At 70.4% G+C, this 18164-nt stretch carries 14 protein-coding genes; 5 read left to right on the forward strand and 9 right to left on the reverse strand.

Annotation, left to right across the window (positions count from 1 at the left end; translation table 11 throughout):
- Nucleotides 1-50: 50 nt before the first annotated feature.
- Both AB0N07_RS30595 and AB0N07_RS30600 read right to left on the reverse strand, forming a co-directional pair.
- Entirely contained in the window at nt 51-1250 is a 1200-nt protein-coding gene (locus AB0N07_RS30595) for an MFS transporter (protein ID WP_365840549.1), read from the reverse strand.
- A gap of 179 nt (nt 1251-1429) precedes the next feature.
- Nucleotides 1430-4636, reverse strand: coding sequence for a cytochrome P450 (locus AB0N07_RS30600; protein WP_365840551.1), 3207 nt, complete (start codon nt 4634-4636; stop codon nt 1430-1432).
- Between the two features lie 235 nt (nt 4637-4871).
- Between AB0N07_RS30600 and AB0N07_RS30605 the strand changes: the two genes are divergently transcribed.
- The 5 genes from AB0N07_RS30605 (at nt 4872) to AB0N07_RS30625 (ending at nt 9072) form a co-directional block, all read left to right on the forward strand.
- The gene (locus tag AB0N07_RS30605; RefSeq protein ID WP_365840553.1) at nt 4872-5561 is read left to right on the forward strand and encodes a HemK2/MTQ2 family protein methyltransferase; all 690 of its coding nucleotides are present in this window, start codon (nt 4872-4874) and stop codon (nt 5559-5561) included.
- Nucleotides 5545-5766: a CDGSH iron-sulfur domain-containing protein gene (locus tag AB0N07_RS30610; protein ID WP_344403346.1), complete on the forward strand. Its 222-nt coding sequence runs from the start codon at nt 5545-5547 to the stop codon at nt 5764-5766. Before AB0N07_RS30605 ends, AB0N07_RS30610 begins: the two co-directional genes overlap by 17 nt.
- Entirely contained in the window at nt 5763-6794 is a 1032-nt protein-coding gene (locus AB0N07_RS30615) for an iron-containing redox enzyme family protein (RefSeq protein ID WP_365840556.1), read from the forward strand. Before AB0N07_RS30610 ends, AB0N07_RS30615 begins: the two co-directional genes overlap by 4 nt.
- A gap of 197 nt (nt 6795-6991) precedes the next feature.
- Nucleotides 6992-8671, forward strand: a complete 1680-nt coding sequence (gene ctaD, locus AB0N07_RS30620) for a cytochrome c oxidase subunit I (RefSeq protein WP_365840558.1) — start codon at nt 6992-6994, stop codon at nt 8669-8671.
- On the forward strand, nt 8668-9072 hold the full coding sequence (locus AB0N07_RS30625) for a cytochrome c oxidase subunit 4 (RefSeq protein ID WP_365840559.1): 405 nt from the start codon (nt 8668-8670) through the stop codon (nt 9070-9072). Before ctaD ends, AB0N07_RS30625 begins: the two co-directional genes overlap by 4 nt.
- Here the strand turns inward: AB0N07_RS30625 and AB0N07_RS30630 are convergent.
- The 7 genes from AB0N07_RS30630 to AB0N07_RS30660 all read right to left on the reverse strand — a co-directional run bounded on the left by AB0N07_RS30630 (nt 8990) and on the right by AB0N07_RS30660 (nt 18023).
- On the reverse strand, nt 8990-10462 hold the full coding sequence (locus AB0N07_RS30630; RefSeq protein ID WP_365840631.1) for a ubiquinol-cytochrome c reductase cytochrome b subunit: 1473 nt from the start codon (nt 10460-10462) through the stop codon (nt 8990-8992). The genes AB0N07_RS30625 and AB0N07_RS30630 overlap by 83 nt on opposite strands.
- Nucleotides 10463-10684: 222 nt before the next feature.
- Nucleotides 10685-11461 (reverse strand): DNA-formamidopyrimidine glycosylase family protein, encoded by a 777-nt coding sequence (locus AB0N07_RS30635; RefSeq protein ID WP_365840561.1) that lies wholly within the window; start codon nt 11459-11461, stop codon nt 10685-10687.
- A 38-nt stretch (nt 11462-11499) separates the two neighbouring features.
- The gene (locus AB0N07_RS30640; protein WP_365840563.1) at nt 11500-13512 is read right to left on the reverse strand and encodes a beta-galactosidase; all 2013 of its coding nucleotides are present in this window, start codon (nt 13510-13512) and stop codon (nt 11500-11502) included.
- Nucleotides 13509-14825 carry a glycoside hydrolase family 36 protein gene (locus AB0N07_RS30645; protein WP_365840565.1) on the reverse strand — a complete coding sequence of 439 codons (1317 nt, stop codon included), beginning with the start codon at nt 14823-14825 and terminating at the stop codon, nt 13509-13511. The genes AB0N07_RS30640 and AB0N07_RS30645 overlap by 4 nt, the downstream gene beginning before the upstream one ends.
- Nucleotides 14826-14851: 26 nt before the next feature.
- Nucleotides 14852-15736 (reverse strand): carbohydrate ABC transporter permease, encoded by an 885-nt coding sequence (locus AB0N07_RS30650; protein WP_365840567.1) that lies wholly within the window; start codon nt 15734-15736, stop codon nt 14852-14854.
- Nucleotides 15733-16713 (reverse strand): sugar ABC transporter permease, encoded by a 981-nt coding sequence (locus AB0N07_RS30655; protein ID WP_365840569.1) that lies wholly within the window; start codon nt 16711-16713, stop codon nt 15733-15735. Before AB0N07_RS30655 ends, AB0N07_RS30650 begins: the two co-directional genes overlap by 4 nt.
- On the reverse strand, nt 16713-18023 hold the full coding sequence (locus AB0N07_RS30660; RefSeq protein WP_365840571.1) for an ABC transporter substrate-binding protein: 1311 nt from the start codon (nt 18021-18023) through the stop codon (nt 16713-16715). The genes AB0N07_RS30655 and AB0N07_RS30660 overlap by 1 nt, the downstream gene beginning before the upstream one ends.
- Nucleotides 18024-18164 lie beyond the last annotated feature (141 nt).

The raw sequence follows: 18164 nt of genomic DNA on the forward strand, positions 1-18164 counted from the left end.
GGCCGGCGGCCATGCCGCCGGCCGGAACCCGGCCGCAGTGCCGGATGCTCTCAGCCCGCCTCGGCAGCAGGCGACGGCGCCGGGTGCCGCTCGGCGGAGGCACTCGCGCCCGCCACCGTCATCCTGAGCAGCGGCAGCGAGGCGAGGAAGGTTCCGAGGGCCAGAGTGATGCTGAGGACGCCGGCTCCCGCCGCGTCCAGGACGGCACCGACGGCCAGTGGTCCCATGCCGGTCCCCAGCGCGCCCGCACCGCTGAGGGATGCGACCAGGCGCCCGGTCGGGTCGATGAGCGCGGCGGCGGCCAGCATCTGCACCAGGACGGCCAGTTGGCAGCCCTGCCAGATCACGGCTGCGGCGATGAAGAGCACGGTGTCGTGGGTGGAGATCAGGACGGCCATCGCCAGGGCCTGTGCGGTGACGAACGCGGCCATCGACCGCATGCGCCCGAAGCGGTGTGCGGCCGCGGGGCCGACGACCGCGCCGACGAGTGCCACGACGCTCGAGACCGCGAGGACCGCCGACACGAGCGAGTCCGACATGGCGGTGTGCTGACGTCCCAGCACCGAGGCGTACGACCAGGCCCCCTGGGTGACCGCCCACAGGAGCGCGGTTCCGGCCAGCAGGATCGCCGAAGGGCGGGCCGCGGCGCCTTTGCCCGCCGGGCCGTCGAAGGCACCACCGGAGGCCGGCGGGCCGTCCGGAAGCCGGCGCACGAGGGGCCAGGCGACCAGGCAGCACAAGGCCATGAGGACGAATCCGGTGCCCTCGCCCAGATCGTGGTTGGCTGCCGGAACCGCCATGATCAGCAGCGCCGTCACCCCGACCGTCCCCGAGATGGTGACCGCGGACGCCTTGTCCGCGTCGTCGGTGGCGGCGAGCGCCGCTGTGGCAGCGGCGTAGACCGCACCGAGTCCTGCTCCCAGGACCAGGTTCGCCAGGATCAGGGTCACCGCGTCGGGCGCTGCCGTCGCGGCCAGGAAGCCGACTCCCGCGCAGCCGAGGCCGAGGCGTGTAAGCCGCACACGGCCCGGCCGCGCGGCCCGCCGGGCCAGCAGCAAGGTCACGACGGCGGTCGCCAGCAGCTGGGTCGCGGCGACGAGTCCGGCACCGGAGTTGGACATGGCGAAGCGTGAGGCGAAGTCGTCGACGAAGACGGGCATCACGTTCGCGCCGCCGTTGCCGAGCGTCACTCCGGCGATGAGCGCCACCGCGACACCGAAGGTGAGAACGGTGCCGCCGCGCGCCTTCACCGCCCGCTCCGCTGCAACGAGACCGAGTACGGGAAGAGCGCGGGCCCTGGGCGGACCGCCGAGCGTACGACAAGCATGGGAACCTCATGTGGGGGAGAGCGGGTGGCGTTCGGAACGCGGAGGGCACGGGGCACGGGCGCTGCGGAACGCCCGTGCCCGGTGGAGGGGATCCGGCGTGTTCAGCCGGCCCAGACGTCCTCGACGTAGGTGCCGGACTCGATCAGTGCGGCGAGCCAGGCGGTGGCCTCCTCGTCGTCCGCGCCCGTGTACTTCCGGTAGACGGCCATGAACGCCTCGCGCACGGCGGGGGCCATGCGGCGGCCGTCGCCGCAGATGTAGACGCGTCCGCCGGCCTCCAGCGCGGCCCAGACCTCGTCGCTCTCCTTCGCGATGCGGTCCTGCACGAAGCGGGCGCCGTCCTCGGGGGCGTAGGAGAAGGTGGGCCGCATGCTGACGGCTCCCGCCGCCTCCGCCGCCGCGAACTCCTCGCGGTGGAGGTAGTCGACGTCGGGGTGGTCGCAGCCGAAGTAGCACAGCAGCGTTCCGGTCGCTCCCGAGTGCCTGCGGTCGAGGACGGCTCCGCGGAAGGGGGCAAGGCCGGTGCCGGCGCTGACCAGGATCACGGGTGTGGACGGGTCCTGCGGCAGGCGGAAGGACTCGCTGCACGGAAGCACCCTGGCCTGGACGGTGTCCCCGGCCCGGACGGTCTGGATGTAGTGCGAGGCGATGCCCCGGAAGGTTCCTTCGCCACCGCGGTGGGGTGCCGCCAGCAGCGAGATCATCAGGTCCACCTCGCCCGGAGCCGCCGGCGCGGAGGAGGAGATCGAGTAGTGACGCGGGCGCAGTACGGGCAGCAGTTCCAGGAAGCGTTCGAAGGGCAGCTCACAGGCGCGGTGGCGTTCCAGGAGGTCCAGGACGCTCCGCCCGGCGACCGTCACCTGCTCACGGAAGGCTTCGGGTTCCGCCGCCGCCAGCTCCGCCAGGGGGCGCTTCTCGGGTGGGCAGGCCGTGTGCTCGGCGAGCACCGCGACCTGCTCCCGGGTCGCCGCGTCCTGCAGTTCGACGAAGTCGCTCAGCAGCCGGCGCAGGGTCAGCGGGCGGTCGACGGGCAGCGCGCCCCGGCTGCGGCGGCGGGCGCGCAGCCGGACGGTGCGGTCCAGGTCCAGGCCGAACCGGTCGGCGACCCGCTGGACCAGGGCGTCGGGATTGCGTGGCAGTACGGCCAGGTGGTCCCCGGTGCGGTAGGTGACGCCGGCGGGCAGCCGCAGCCGCACGAACCGCTTGGAGCGGCCGAGCGGATGGTCCGTGTCGACCAGTTCGTACGCCTCCAGCACCTCCATCGGCTGGACGCCGTGGCGTGCCGCGAGCCCGCCGACGACCGAGTCGGTCGCGTCCTGCAGCTCGTACAGCCCCGCATCCTGGTCGGCCGCCGTCTCCCCCGCGGCCGTCTCCCCTTCGGCTCCGTAGCGGTCGACCAGGGCGGTCCACAGGTCGCCCGTCCACCGGTCGACGGTGCCGCCGAAGTCCCCGGAGGCGTCGGCGGCACCGCGCTCCAGAAGGCTTGTGGCTCCCGCGGCGGTGAGCCGTTCGTCGATGAGCGTGGGGACGCGCTGGTAGGTGGCGGCCCAGTTGCGGTCTCCGACGCCGAGCAGGGCGTACTGGACTCCGTCGAGCGAGCCGGGCTCAAGTCCCTCCAGCCAGGCGACGAACTCCGCGGCGTCGTCGGTCGGCCTGCCGTTGTAGGAGGCGGCCACGATCACCACGGGTCCGGCGCCGGGCGTCAGCCTGCCCACCGCTTCGTCGAGCGGTGAGACCGTCGCGGTGAATCCGCGTTCGCCGCCGTCCTCGGCCAGATCCCGGGCGATGCCCGCGCAGGTCCCCAGGTTGGAGCCGTGCAGCAGGGTCAGTGCGGTGCCGGCGACGCGCCGGGCCGCGGGCTGCTCCAGCGCGGCCTGGCCGGTCACGACGGCGGGACGGCGCCGCTCCGCGGCGGTCCGCCGGGCCAGGCGGAGGGTGAACTCGTCGGGCTTGAGGGTGAGGGACTGCTTGATCTTCAGCTGGTAGTCGGTGTGGTCGATCAGGCGGTAGCGGTGCACCAGGAGCGCGAGGACCAGGGTCGCCTCGTGCAGCGCGAACTGGCGGCCGATGCAGGCGCGTTCGCCGTTGCCGAACGGCTTGAACAGGTGGACGGGGCGTGCGTCCTCCCGCTCGGGCAGGAACCGGTCGGGATCGAACAGCTCCACGTTGTCGCCCCAGGCCTGGTCCCGGTGCAGCTGCGGAATGAGCACCAGCAGCGACTCGCCCTTGCGCACGGAGTACTTCCCGCCGATGACCGTGTCCTCCAACGGTTCCACCGCGTAGACGGGCGCCGTGGGCCACAGCCGCAGGCCTTCGTTGAGCACCTGACGGATGTACGTCAGCTTCCCGATGTCCGCGTAGTCCGGTTCGGGCGTGTCCGTGTCGCCCCACAGCGCGTCGACCTCCGCCTGGGCACGGGCCAGCACCTCGGGGTGCTTGGTCAGGTAGTACAGCGCGAAGGACAGCGCCCCGCTGGTGGTCTCGTGCCCGGCGATGAGGAACGTGATCGCCTGGTGACGGATGTTCACGTCGTCGAGCGGTTCGCCCGTCACGGCGTCACGGGTGTGCAGCATCCGCCCGAGCAGGTCCTCGGTGCTCCGGTCGCCGGATGTCCGGCGCTGCCGGATCACGTCGTCGACCAGGTCCTGCATCAGGGTGACGTCGCCGCGGAACTGCTCGGCCTGCCTCCACTTGAAGATGTCCGTACCGGGGATCGACTCCCCCTTGTCCTGGGCGAAGCCGAGCGCCCGTGACAGCGAGGTGACGAAGGGGTGGGCCTCTTCGCGGGCGAACGACTCGAAGTCGTAGCCGAAGCCGCACAGGCCGATCGTGTCGAAGGTGAGCCGTGTCATGTCGGCGGCGACGTCCACCGGCTCGGTGCCCGCCGCCCGGTCCCACTTCCCCATCAGCTCCCGGGCGACCTTGAGCATCGTCGCGTGGTAGCCGCGCATCGCGCCGAGCGAGAACGCCGGCATGAGGATGTCGTGCGCCTTGCGCCAGTTCGGCTCGTCGTTGAAGGCCGTGAACAGCCCGTCTCCGCCGATCTCCCGGAGGACGACGAGGTCCGGGTGGACGTTCTTACGGAAGCGGGTCTCGTCGGCGAGTTCGGTGACGAGGTCGAGGCCGGAGACGAAGTTGATGTCGTTGCCGAAGATCCGGAGCCGGAAGAGCGGCCCCAGCTCCTTGGCCTCCTTCATCACATGCAGCAGGCCGTCGGCACCGCTGGGGACGCTGAAGGCGTGGCCGACCAGCGGGAGGGCCGGACGCTGGGGGATCGGCTCGGTTCCACGCAGGGGCGTCTTGGTCATGGGTCTGCCTTTCGTGCCGCACCGGCTGTCGCTTGCGATCAACATACACGCGACATTGTCACCCGACAATGTCGATCGATTGTGTTACATGACACGGTCGACCGACAGAACCAATGGAACGGCTGGTGCATCGAGAGGCAGTCGTTACCTCTGCCGCCAGGGGGTACCCGTGGGATGCCGCCGGTTCGTCCCGGTGGCACTCGTGGCACTCGTCCCAGGCGGAAGGCTCAGGCTGATGGAGACACCTCTGACCACCAGCCGCCCGTTCGTGCCCGCCCCGCTCCGCTGCTGGGTCCCGCGGGGTGTCTACGCCCCGCAGACCGACACCCGGTTGCTGCGGCAGGCGATGCACCGTGAGGCGATCACGGAACGTACGGACGTGCTGGACCTGGGCACCGGGAGCGGAGTGCTCGCGGTTGAGGCGGCGCGGCTCGGCGGCCGGGTCACCGCGGTCGACATCTCCTGGCGGGCGGTCGTGGCCACCTGGTTCAACGCCCTGCTGAACGGCCAGACCCTGCGGGTGCGCCACGGCGACCTCGCCTCGGCCGTGCCGGGCCGCCGCTTCGACCTCGTGGTCGCCAACCCGCCCTATGTACCCGCCCAGGACGAGACGCCGCCCGTGGGCGCCGCCCGGGCCTGGGACGCCGGTCCGGACGGCCGGCTGCTGATCGACCGCATCTGCGACACCGCGTCGACGTTCCTGCGGCCGACGGGCGCGCTGCTGATCGTCCACTCGCATCTGTGCGGCATCGACGCCACGCTGGACCGCCTCGCGGGCGCCGGTCTGCGGGCCGAGGTGGTCGACCGGACCCGGCTCCCGTTCGGCCGCGTGCTGCGTTCACGGCTCGACTGGCTGCGCGAACGAGGGCTGACGGCCGGCGATGCGACGGAGGAGCTGGTGGTGATCCGTGCCGAACACATCTGACCGGCCCCGCCGGGTTCGCGTCCAGCGCGACGGGCCCCTGCTCATCGAGGGACCGGTCGAAGTGGTGGACGAGAACGGCGAGGTGACGGTCTCCCGGCGCTTCACCGTGGCCGTCTGCACCTGCCGCCGCAGCCGCACGTTCCCCTGGTGCGACACCAGCCATCGCCGCCGCGGCAGGCGCCCCTGCGAAGGCGGGCCCGAATGAGCGCGACCCGCCCCCGGGACCAGTCGAGGCACCGGCCACCGCCCCTGCCCGAACCCCGGGGCCCGCTCTCCGCCGCCGTGCTGGCCCTGCTGCGGGGCTCGGCCCCCGGGAGCATCCCGCCTGCCGCGGACCGTGCACCGTACGGCGAGGACCTGCAACTCGCCCTCTACGTGCTCTACGAGCTGCACTACGAGGGCTTCCAGGGCGTGCCCGACGGGCTCGAGTGGGACAGCGGACTGCTGGCCTGCCGCGCTGCGATCGAGGACCGCTTCCTGGGCGCACTGCGCGCGGACGTGCCGGTCGACGGCACCGACACGGCCCGGCAGGCGCTGGACGAACTGCAGGTCGAGCCGGTGGACCCCGTCGGCAGCCTCTCGCACTTCCTGTGCGACGAGGGCGAGCTCGGCCATCTGCGGGAGTATGCGGCCCTGCGCTCGCTCTACCACCTCAAGGAAGCGGATCCGCACGCCTGGGTCATCCCCCGGCTGCACGGTCGGGCCAAGGCGGCGATGGTCGCGGTCGAGTTCGACGAGTTCGGCGCGGGCCGCGCGGACGAGATCCATGCGCAGCTGTACGCCGACCTGATGGCGGACCTGGGGCTGGAGACGGCGTACGGGCACTATGTCGACACCGCGCCCGCCGAGGCGCTCGCCACCGTCAACCTGATGTCCCTGTTCGGTCTGCACCGGGCGCTGCGCGGTGCGCTCGTCGGGCACTTCGCCGCCGTCGAGGTGACCTCGTCCCCGGCCTCCCGCCGCCTCGCCGAAGCGATGCGCCGGGCCGGCGCCGGACCGGCGGCCGTGCGGTTCTACACCGAGCACGTCGAGGCCGACGCCGTGCACGAACAGGTCGTACGGCACGACGTCGTCGGCGGGCTGCTGGAGAGCGATCCGGACCTGGAGGCCGATGTCGTCTTCGGGATCCGTACGACGGGCCGTCTGGAGGACGCCCTGGCGGCCAGGCTGCTGGCGGACTGGCGCCGCCGGGACCGGGTACCCCCGGCCCATGAATCGTCGACGCCCTGGTGACGACCCCGATGACGACGGGAGTCGGCGCGGCCGGGCGATCCGGTCCGGTCCCGGAGGCGTGGCAGACGCTGCACCGGCCGGCACGTCGGTAGCGTCGTCACGCAGAGGAGTCGCTGGTTTCCCGTCGGTCGGGTCGGGCACTCGCGAGGCGCTTCTCGCTCTCGGCACGGCTGAGGAGAACACGGCTGAGGAGAACCATGACCGAAGCGTCGAGTCGCCTCGACGAAGGCGCGAGGCGTGCGTCTCGCGGCGCCGCCGTCCCGCTGGGGCGCACGCTGCTCGCCTGGACCTCTACGACGGACCACAAGGTGATCGGCCGCCTGTACATGGTGACGTCGTTCTGCTTCTTCCTCCTCGCCGGCCTGCTCGCCCTCGGCATGCGTGCCGAACTGGCCCGCCCGGGGCTGCAGTTCATGAACGAGCACACCTACAACCAGCTGTTCACCATTCACGGCACGATCATGATGCTGCTGTTCGCCACCCCGATGTTCGCCGGGTTCGCGAACGCCGTGATGCCCTTGCAGATCGGCGCCCCTGACGTGGCGTTCCCCCGGCTCAACGCGCTGTCGTACTGGATGTACCTGTTCGGCGGTCTGATGGTGGTGTCGGGGTTCGTGGTGCCGGGCGGCGCGGCGGCCTTCGGCTGGTTCGCCTACGCGCCGCTGAACAGCGCGTACTTCTCGCCCGGCGCCGGCGGCGACCTGTGGGTGATGGGACTGGTGGTCACCGGGGTGTCGACCACGCTGGGCGCGGTCAACTTCATCACCACGATCCTGTGTCTGCGCGCCCCCGGCATGACGATGTTCCGGATGCCGATGTTCACCTGGAACGTGCTGTTCACGTCGATCCTGGTGCTGCCCGCGTTCCCGGTGCTCACGGCCGCGCTGCTGGCCCTGGAGTGCGACCGGAAGTTCGGCTCGCACGTCTTCGACGCCACCAACGGCGGCGCCCTGCTGTGGCAGCACCTGTTCTGGTTCTTCGGGCACCCCGAGGTCTACATCGTCGCGCTGCCGTTCTTCGGCATCATCTCGGAGATCATCCCGGTGTTCTCGCGCAAGCCACTCTTCGGTTATCTGCCGATGATCGGGGCGACGACCACCATCACCATGCTGTCGGCGGTGGTGTGGGCGCACCACATGTTCGCCACCGGCGCCGTGCTGCTGCCGTTCTTCTCCGTGATGTCGTTCCTGATCGCGGTGCCCACGGGCATCAAGTTCTTCGCGTGGATCGGGACGATGGTGCACGGCTCGGTGTCCTTCGAGACGCCGATGCTGTGGTCGCTCGGATTCCTGGTGTCGTTCCTGCTGGGCGGGCTCAGCGGAGTGCTGCTGGCCTCGCCGCCGCTCGACTTCCACGTCACCGACACGTACTTCGTGGTGGCCCATCTGCACTACGTGCTCTTCGGAACTGTGGTCTTCGCGATGTTCGCGGGCTTCTACTTCTGGTGGCCGAAGATCACCGGAAAGATGCTCGACGAGCGCCTGGGCAAGCTGCACTTCTGGCTGCTGTTCCCGGCGTTCCAGCTGACGTTCCTCGTGCAGCACTGGCTGGGCGAGTCGGGCATGCCGCGCCGGTACGCCGACTACCTGCCGTCCGACGGGTTCACCCTGCTCAACACCCTGTCGTCGACGGGTGCTTTCCTGCTCGGTGTGTCCACGCTGCCGTTCCTCTACAACGTGTGGCACACCTCCCGGCACGGCCGGACCGTCGAGGAGGACGACCCCTGGGGGTACGGGCGGGGCCTGGAATGGGCCACCTCCTGTCCGCCGCCCCGGCACAACTTCACGGCGCTGCCCCGGGTGCGCTCGGAGTCCCCGGCCTTCGACCTGCACCACCCCGACGTCGTCCAGCAGGCCAGGCAGGAGGGACTCCAGTGAAGGTGGAGGCCGTGCTCTTCGGTGTCGTGGCCGCCTTCTTCGGCGGCTCCGCGGCGCTCTACGGCGTGTGGTCCCGCTGGGACCCGGCCGGCACCGCGGCGCTCGCCGTGGCGTTCGCGATGGCCGGGCTGGTGTCGTTCTTCTGCGCCGTGCAGTACGCCCGGCACGGCCGGCGCCCGCAGGACCGCGCGGACGCCGAGGTGGCCGACGCCGCCGGGCCCCTGGAGTTCTTCCCGCCGCACAGCCCCTGGCCGATCGTCACCGCGTTCGGTTTCGCGCTCACGGCGACCGGCGTGGTCTACGGCCTGTGGCTGTTCCTCATCGGCTTCGGCGTACTGGGCCGGGGTGTTCTCGGTCTGGTGTTCCAGTACGTGGACCGGGGTGCCGGTCCACAGGAGTGAGCGGGACGCGCGGGGCGCCCGGCCGGAAGTCGGTGACGGGGCGGTGGCCGCTCTCGTAGCCACCGGCCACGCTCTGCCGCACCTCGCCGGTCTCCTCGCCCTCGGCGAGACGTTCGCGTTCCGCCTCCAGGAGGGCGTGGCACAGCGCGCGGGTGACCACGAAGGCGAGCACCGGGCCCACGATCAGGGCGACGCGCAGGGTCCAGGTGAGGGTGTTGACCGAGATGCGGAAGGTCGCCGCCAGTACGTCGTTGCCGCCGGCCAGCAGCAGGACGCCGTAGAAGGTGATGCCCGCGACGCCGAGGCCGGTGCGGACGGGCCGTTCGCGGGGCCGGTCGCACAGGTGCTGTTCGGTGAGCCACTCGCCGGTCAGCCGCTGCTCCACGAAGGGGTAGGCGTACAGGACGGCGAAGAGCAGTGCGGGCAGGACGACCGCGGGCAGCAGGACGTTCCACATCAGGGTGTGGCCGGCGAGGGTCGTCTCCCACGACGGTACGAGCCGCAGCGAGCCCTCCAGGAAGCCGACGTACCAGTCGGGCTGGGACCCGGTCGACACCTGGTCCGGCCGGTAGGGGCCGTACACCCAGACCGGGTTGATCTGTGCGACGCCGGAGAGGACGGCCAGCACCCCGAACACGGTCAGGGACAGGCCGGCTGACGAGGCGGTGAAGCTCGGGTAGAGGGGCCTGCCGACGGCGTTCGCGTTGGTGCGGCCCGGGCCGCGCCACTGGGTGTGCTTGAGGTGGAAGACGAGGATCAGATGCAGGGTGACCAGGGCGATCAGCGCTCCCGGCAGCAGCAGCACATGCAGGCCGTACAGCCGCGGAACGACGTCGTGGCCCGGGAACTGGGACCCGAAGACGAAGAAGGCGATGTACGTGCCCACCACCGGGATGGAGAGCATGATCCCCTCGGCGATGCGCAGTCCGGTGCCGGAGAGCAGGTCGTCCGGCAGGGAGTAGCCGGCGAAGCCCTCGGCCAGGGCGAGCATGAACAGGGTGACGCCGATGACCCAGTTCAGCTCCCGCGGCCTGCGGAAGGCGCCGGTGAAGAAGATCCGCAGCAGATGGAGGCCGATCGCGGAGACGAACACCAGGGCGGCCCAGTGGTGCAGCTGACGGATCAGCAGCCCGCCCCGCACGTCGAAGCTGATGTGCAGGGTGGAGTCGAAGGCCTGCGACATGCGCACGCCCCGCAGCGGGGTGTACGGCCCGTCGTAGACGACCTCCCGCATCTCCGGCTTGAAGAAGAGGGTCAGCCACACCCCGGTCAGCACCAGGACGAGCAGGCTGTAGAGCGCCAACTCGCCGAGCAGGAACGACCAGTGGTCCGGGAACGCCTTGCGCAACAGCCGGCCGCCGCCGTCGTACACGGGCAGCCGGGCGTCCACCGCGTCCGCCAGCCGCTCCCCGGGGCGGGAAGCGCGAGCCGGTCCGGACGCGGTCACGACGGGCCCATGACGCGGCCGACGGCTTCCTCGTACGGCACCCACCTCACGGCCGCTCTCCCTTCGACACCGCCTGCTCCGGGCATCTCTTGCCCGCAGCGCACGCGGCGAGTACCCCTCGGTCACAAAACACTCGTGCGCCGGTGGTGCCGCACCCGATCGGCGCTACTGGCACTTGGCGCACCACACCGTCGTACGGCCTCCCAGGCGGGAGCGGCGCAGCGGCTCGCCGCAGCGGGGGCAGTGCGGGGACGGGGTGTCGCGGTGACCGGTGAGCCAGGAGCCGCGGGGCGGGACGCGGCCGGTGGGGAGCGCTGAGCGCAGGGTGCGGCGCATCTGGGTGTAGAGGCGGCGGCGGTCGTCCTCGGTGAGATCGTTCGAGTGTGCGCCGGGACGTACTCTCGCGCGCCAGAGGATCTCGTCGGCCAGCAGATTGCCCAGGCCGGCGACGACGGACTGGTCGGTGAGGACCGTCTTGATCGTGCCGCGCCGTGCGCACAGCGCGGCCTCGAACCGCTCGCGGTCCACGGCCAGCGCGTCCGGGCCCTGACGCGCCAGCAGCCGTTCGACAGCGGATTCGTCGTCGGCCAGCCACAGGCCCTGGAGCTTGCGCTGGTCGCGGTAGCGGAGCTGGCGGCCTGTGCCCACGGTGAACAGGACGCGGTCGTGGGGCGCGACCTCCTCGTCGGGGCGGGCGCAGACCAGCAGGCCCGTCATGCCGAAGTGGAGCGCGACGGTGGGCCCGCCGGTACGGGCCAGGAGCCACTTCCCGTGGCGCTCCGCCCCGGTGAAACGCCGCCCCTCCAGCGCCTCCCGCAGCCGCCGCGCGCCCACCCCGTGCAGTACGCCCGCGTCACGGACCTCGACGTGCCGGATCACCCTTCCCTTGGCGCAGTCCGCGAAGACCTGCCGGAATCCCTCTACGTCCGGCAACTCAGGCATGGCGGCTCACCTCGCCAGGGGAGGCTCCGGCGACTTGGCTACCGGGTACCCGCCCGTGGCTCCCGCACCACCACGGCCTCCCTCGCCGCCACCGTCACCCTCCCGCCGGCCACCGGCTTGCCGGACAGCAGCTCGGTCGCCCCCGGGGAGACGGCGACCTGCGCGTCCTGGTCCGTGTGGTTGATCAGGAAGAGGTAGTCGGCCTCGGTGCCCCGCCGCAGGGCCACCTCCACGCCCGCCGGAGCGGAACGCACGGGTTCGACCCCGGCCTCGACGCGGATGCGCTCCAGGAGGCCTGCCAGGGCCTCCGGGTCCGGGTGGGTGGCCACGTACCAGGCCGCGCCCGTGCCGTACGGGTTGCGGGTGACCGCCGGCACCCCGGCGAGCGGTCCGTCCGTGTACGACGTCACCGCCTGCGCGCCCTCCAGCCGTACCCGCTCCGACCAGAGCGTGCCCGTGGTGCCGTCGCTGAGGGCCACCGTCTGCCCGGGCAGCAGCGGGAACAGTTCGTCCGTGCGGACGCCGAGGGCCTCCCGGAACGCTCCCGGGTAGCCGCCGAGCCGCACATGGCAGTTGGCGTCGACCATCCCGCTGTGGAAGCCGACCACCAGAGTGCCGCCGCGCTCCGCGAAGCCGGTGAGGTTGGCCGCGCCCGTGTCGTCGATCAGGTACAGCGAAGGGGCCAGGACCAGGCGGTACGGCGACAGGTCCGCGTCCGGGCGTACGAAGTCCACCGCCACGCCCGACCGCCACAGGGGCTCGTACCAGGCTCGGACCAGGTCCTGGAAGTGCAGCTCGCCGCTGGGCTGCGAGGGCAGTTCCATGGCCCAACGGGCGTTCCAGTCCCAGACGACGGCGACCTCGGCGGTGCCGGTGGCGCCCCGTACCTCCGCCAACGCCCGCAGATCCGCACCCAGTCGCACCACGTCCCGCCAGATCCGGCTGTCGGTGCCCGCGTGCGGCAGCATCGCCGAGTGCCACTGCTCGGCGCCCGCCTTCGCCGCCCGCCACTGGAAGTAGGCGATGCCGTCGGCGCCGCGCGCCACATGGGCGAGGGCGTTGCGGCGCAACTCCCCCGCCGTCTTGGCCCGGTTGACCGGCTGCCAGTTCACCGCACCCGTCGAGTGCTCCATGAGCAGCCACGGGCCGCCCGCGAGCGAACGGACCAGGTCGCCGCTGAGGGCGATGTCGATCTGCGACTCGGGGTCGGCGGACTGGAGGTAGTGGTCGTTGGAGACGATGTCCAGCTCGGGCGCCCAACGCCAGTAGTCCAGGGCGTCGAAGTTGAACATCACCATGAAGTTGGTGGTGGCGGGGGTCCGGGGCGCGGCCTCCCGCAGGACGTCCCGCTCGGCCTCGTACAGCGAGAGCAGGGCGTCGCTGCAGAAGCGGCGCCAGTCCAGCTGGTGGGTGGGGTTCGGGACCGCGCCGGTGGCGCGCGGCGGCAGGATCTGGTCCCAGTCGTAGTACCACTGGCTCCAGAAGGTGGTGCCCCAGGCGTGGTTGAGGGCGTCCAGGCTCGCGTAGCGGTCGCGCAGCCAGCCGCGGAACGCCTCCGCGCTCACGTCGCAGTAGCACTCCGCGTTGTGGCAGCCGTACTCGTTGTGGACGTGCCACATCACGACCGCCGGGTGGTCCGCGTACCGCCCGGCCAGCTCGCCAGCCATGCGCAGGGCCGCCTCGCGGTAGGCGGGGCTCGAAGGGCAGAACGTCTGACGGCTGCCGTACGAGAGTCTGCGGCCGTCCTTGTCCACCGGCAGCGCTTCCGGGTGCTTCACGAAGAACCAGGCCGGCGGGGCCGCCGTCGGGGTCGCCAGGTCGGCGGCGATCCCGTGGGCGTGCAGCAGGTCGAGGATGCGGTCGAGGCGGGAGAAGTCGTAGGTGCCCTCGGAGGGTTCCAGCAGCGCCCAGGAGAAGATGTTGACGCTGACCATGGTGACCCCGGCCTCGGCCATCAGACGCATGTCCTCGGCCCAGACCTCCTCGGGCCACTGCTCGGGGTTGTAGTCGCCGCCGTAGGCGATGCCGGGGACGTTCAGGGCGCGGGTCATCGCTCGGCTCCCGAGAGCAGTCGGCGGGTGGTGGTCGCGCCCCACTCGTCCAGGGACAGGAGGCGGTCGCTGGAGGCCATCAGGCCGCCGGTCGCCTCCACGTGGGCCGCCCAGCGTTCCCGTGTCTCCACGGCCGGGCGGGCCATCAGACAGTCGGGGTCGTTGACCCAGAACCGGCCGTGCTGCCACTGGCGTCCGGCGCCGGTGAACTCGGCCGGGTCCTGGCCGGGCTGGCTGAAGTCGTCGGCCTCGGGGCGGCGGTGCGGGGCCGTGTCCGGGCTCACCCGCATCGCGTCGAACAGGCCGATGGAGGGCAGGACGGGCGCCCCGCAGCCGAGCAGGTACGCGTCCGGGCCGATCGCCTCACGGATGAGCTCGATCCCGGAGCGGTACGCCGTCAGCGCGTCGACGGCGGCGTGCCGTACGCCCTCCAGCACGCCCGCGTACAGGAAGTCGACCTTGAAGTAGTCGTAGCCCTCGGCGCGGAGGGTGCGGAAGACCTCGGTGAGATACGCCGCCGCCTCGGGGTGGGTGGTGTCCAGGACGCGCAGGTCGTGGCCCCAGTTGCGGCCGGCGTGGGTGAAGCCGCCGTCCGCGTCCCGGACCAGCCAGTCGGGGTGCTCGGTGGCCAGGTCGCTCGCCGGGTCGACCAGGAAGGGGGCCGTCCAGATGCCGGCCCGGCGGCCGCGGGCCCGGATGGCGTCCGCGATGCCCTCGCGGGAGCGGAAGCGGCCCGAGAGGGTGAGCCAGTCGCCGAGGGCCTTCTGGTAGCCGTCGTCGATCTGGACCACGTCGATCGGCAGGTCGAGGGTGTCCATCGCACGGAGGTTCTCGTGGATGTCGTCCTCGGTGACGTTCGTGAAGTACTCGTACCAGGAGCACCAGACGGTCGGCGCCGGGCGCGGAGGCTCGACGCCGAGGCTGTCGGCCCAACTGCCCAGCACCGTCTGGACGTCCGCGCCCGTCCACTCCTTCACCGAGCCGTCGGCGGTGACCTCCGCGATGCCGTCCGTCACCGTCAGACGGATGGACGGCACCTCGGCGGCGGGGTCGACGGCCGCCCACAGACGGACCGGGGAGCCGTCGCCGGGGTCGAGCGCCAGCAGGCCCTCGCCCTGGAAGGTGCCCTCGGGGACGGTCACGCCGGGGCGGTAGCAGACCCTCGCCCAGTTGTCGTTGGTCGGACGGTACGGCTCGTCGCCGAGGGCGTAGGCGCCGCTGGGGCTCCAGGACTGCCAGCCCTCCTCGTGGACCCGGGCGTTGGCCGGGTCCACGGGGACGGAGGCGACGACGGTGAAGGGGTGCTGCTGCACGGAGGTCTCTTTCAAGAGGGAGGGCGTCAGCCCTTGTTGGCGCCCAGGGTCAGTCCGCTGACGAACTGGCGCTGCAGTACGAAGTACACGATCAGGGTGGGGATCGCGGTGAGCAGGGCGCCCGCGGCGACCAGGTTGGGGTCGGTGAAGTACTGCCCGGAGAGGTTGTTCAACGCCGAGGTGATCGGCATGTTCTCGCCGGTGGAGATCAGCACGATCGCCCAGAAGAAGTCGTTGTAGATCCAGATCGAGAGCAGGGTGGCCAGCGCGGCCATGGCGGGCTTGCACAGCGGCAGCACGATCTGCCAGTACATCCGCCACACCGACGCCCCGTCCACCAGGGCGGCCTCGGTCAGTTCGTGCGGCAGCATCCGCATGTAGTTGGACAGGACGAAGGCGCAGAACCCGGACTGGAACGCCACGTGGATCAGCACCAGGCCGAGGGCGGAGTCGTAGAGCTTGCCGCTGGCGGTGATGCCGGGCAGGTCGATCAGCAGGTACATGCGGTACAGCGGGGTGATGATGACCTGCTGGGGCAGCAGGTTGCCCGCGGTGAACACCAGCAGCAGGAAGACGTTCAGCCGGAAGTCGAACCGGCTGACGTAGAACGCCACCATCGACGACAGCAGCAGCGTGATCAGCACGGCCGGGACCGCGATGATCAGCGTGTTGCCGAAGTAGTGCAGCATGTCCGACTGCTCGAAGGCGTTGGTGAAGTTCTCCAGGCTCAGCTTGTGCGGCCAGGAGACATAGCCCCGGTTGCTGGTCTCCGAGTACGGCCGCAGGGCCGCGAACACCGCCCACAGGAGCGGGGCCAGCCAGGCCAGCGCGGTGACGACCAGGAACGTGTGCAGCAGGATCCGGGCCGGGCGGACGGGGGTGCGCTGCTTCGCGATGACAGCCGTGCTCATGCGCGCCGCTCCTTCCTGAACGTCGCGATCAGGTACGGGATGATGACCGCGAGGGAGATGACCAGCAGCACCACGGCGATCGCGGAGCCGTAACCGATCCGGCTGGACTCGCCGATGATGTTGTTGGTGATCAGGATCGACAGCAGTTCGGTGCCCTGGGCGCCCTTGTTGAACACGAACACCAGGTCGAACGCCCGCAGGGCTTCGATGATCGTGACGACCAGGACAACCGTGTTGGTGGGGCGCAGGGTGGGGAAGATGACGTTCTTGAACGTCTGCCACTCGTTGGCCCCGTCCAGCGAGGACGCCTCGCGCAGCGAGGGGTCGACGCCCTTCAGCCCGGCCAGGTAGAGGATCATCATGTAGCCGGTGTGCCGCCAGGAGGCGGCGATCAGCACCGCCCACAGGTTCAGGTGCGGGTCGCCGATCCAGTCGATGTAGTGGCCGGGCTTGTTCGCCCCGATCAGGCTGTTGATCAGACCGGTGTCCGGGTTGTAGACCAGCTGCCACACGAACCCGGTCACCGCCAGGGACACGACGACGGGCAGGAAGAACGCGGTCTGGTACACCCGGCTGAAGCGGATCTTCTTGTCCAGCTGCACGGCCAGGAACAGCCCCAGCGGGGTGGGGATCGCGATGAGCACCACGAACCAGATGATGTTGTGCTCGACGGCCGGCCAGAACTGCGGGTTGTCGGTGAACAACTGCTTGAAGTTGTCCATCCCGACCCACTTGATCGAGTCGAAGCCGATGCCGTCCCAGGTGGTGAACGCCAGCGCGATCGACGCCAGCGCGGTCACCCAGACCAGGGCCACGTGCAGAACGGTGGGCACGCCGGCCATGAAGCCGAGCGTGATGCGGTCACGGCGGGTCAGCAGGCGCTTGTGCCCCCGCGGGACCCGCTTCGTCTCAGGCGCATGGCCCGGAGGCGGCACGGCGGCCGCCTCCGGGCTCTTCGTAGTCGTTTCGGAGCTCATCAGGACGCGAAGATCGTCTTCTTCTGGCGCTCGATCGAGGACAGCAGGCTGTCCACGCCCTTGGGGTTCTGGAGGAACTTCTGCAGACCCGGCTGCATCACCGTCGAGGTGAAGTCCGGCCGCGAGTCACGGTCCATGAACTGTGTGAGGCTCTTGGCGCTGCTGATCATGTCGTACGCCTTCTTCTGCAGCGGGGTGTACGACGAGGTGTCGGCCTTGCTGGAGGCGGCCACCACACTGGAGTCGGCCTTGAGGTAGATCTGCTCGGCCTCCGGCGTGCCCAGGAACTCCATCAGCTTGGTGACACCGTCGTGGTTCTTCGGCGCCTTGGAGACCATGAAGCCGTCCGTCGGCGCCTCGACGGTGTCCTGCCCGAACTGGGGGTTGATCTCCGGGAAGGCGAAGAAGTCCAGGTCGTCGAGGTCGGCCTTGTTGGTGAACTGCTGGGCCACGAAGGAACCGAGGACGTACATGCCGGCCTTCTTCGACACCAGGGTCTGGGCGGCGTCCTGCCAGGTGCGGCCCATGAAGCCGTCCTGGTGATACGGCAGCAGCTCGGACCAGTGGTCGAAGACCGCCTTGACCTTCGGGTCCGTCCACGCCTCCTTGCCCGCCATCAGCGACTTGTGGAAGTCGTAGCCGTTGAGCCGGAAGTTGATCTGGTCGAAGGTGCCCATCGCCGGCCAGGCGTCCTTGTCGCCGAACGCGATCGGGACCAGGCCGTCCTTCTTCATCTGCTTGCACAGGGCCACCAGCTGGTCCCAGGTGGTCGGCACCTGGTAGCCGTGCTGCTTGAAGACGCTCTTGCGGTAGAAGAGCGCCCACGGGTACGTGTACAGCGGCACGAAGTAGTACTTGCCGTCCTCACCCTTGGACAGCTGCTTCATCGCGTCGGGGAAGTTGCCGCCGATCTTCGTCCACACGTCGTCGATCGGGGTCGCGAGCTTCTTCGCCGCGAAGAACTGCATGCGGTAGCCCGCGAACCAGGTGAACACGTCGTCCGGCGTGGCCTGGAGGTAGGAGTTGATCTGCTCCTGGAAGGTGTTGTGGTCCTTGGTGTTGACGTTGACCTTGATGCCGGACTGCTTCGTGAAGGCGGCGTAGATCTCGGCGAACGCCTTCTTCGGCACCGCGTCCGAGGAGTTGGAGCCCAGACTGACGGTCTTCGAGTCCGAGCCACTCCCACTGCTGCCACACGCGGACAGCAGGGGTATGCCCGCACCCGCGAGCAGGGCTGCGCCACCGACGCCGCGCAGCAGACTGCGACGACTGGTCGCGGGAAGAGAGAGACCCGAGGGGGAGAGGTCCATGTGCGGCTCCTGAAGGCAGGGGTTCGGTCACAACGCCACGTCGAAAAAAGTCGAAACCGACCAGAAATCAACTCGACCGAACATCGTGGCGCTTATATCAGTCCTATGTCCGGTCATGCGTCAAGAGCCGCCGGGGACCTT

The sequence above is a fragment of the Streptomyces sp. NPDC051172 genome (assembly GCF_040682555.1).
GTDB lineage: Bacteria > Actinomycetota > Actinomycetes > Streptomycetales > Streptomycetaceae > Streptomyces.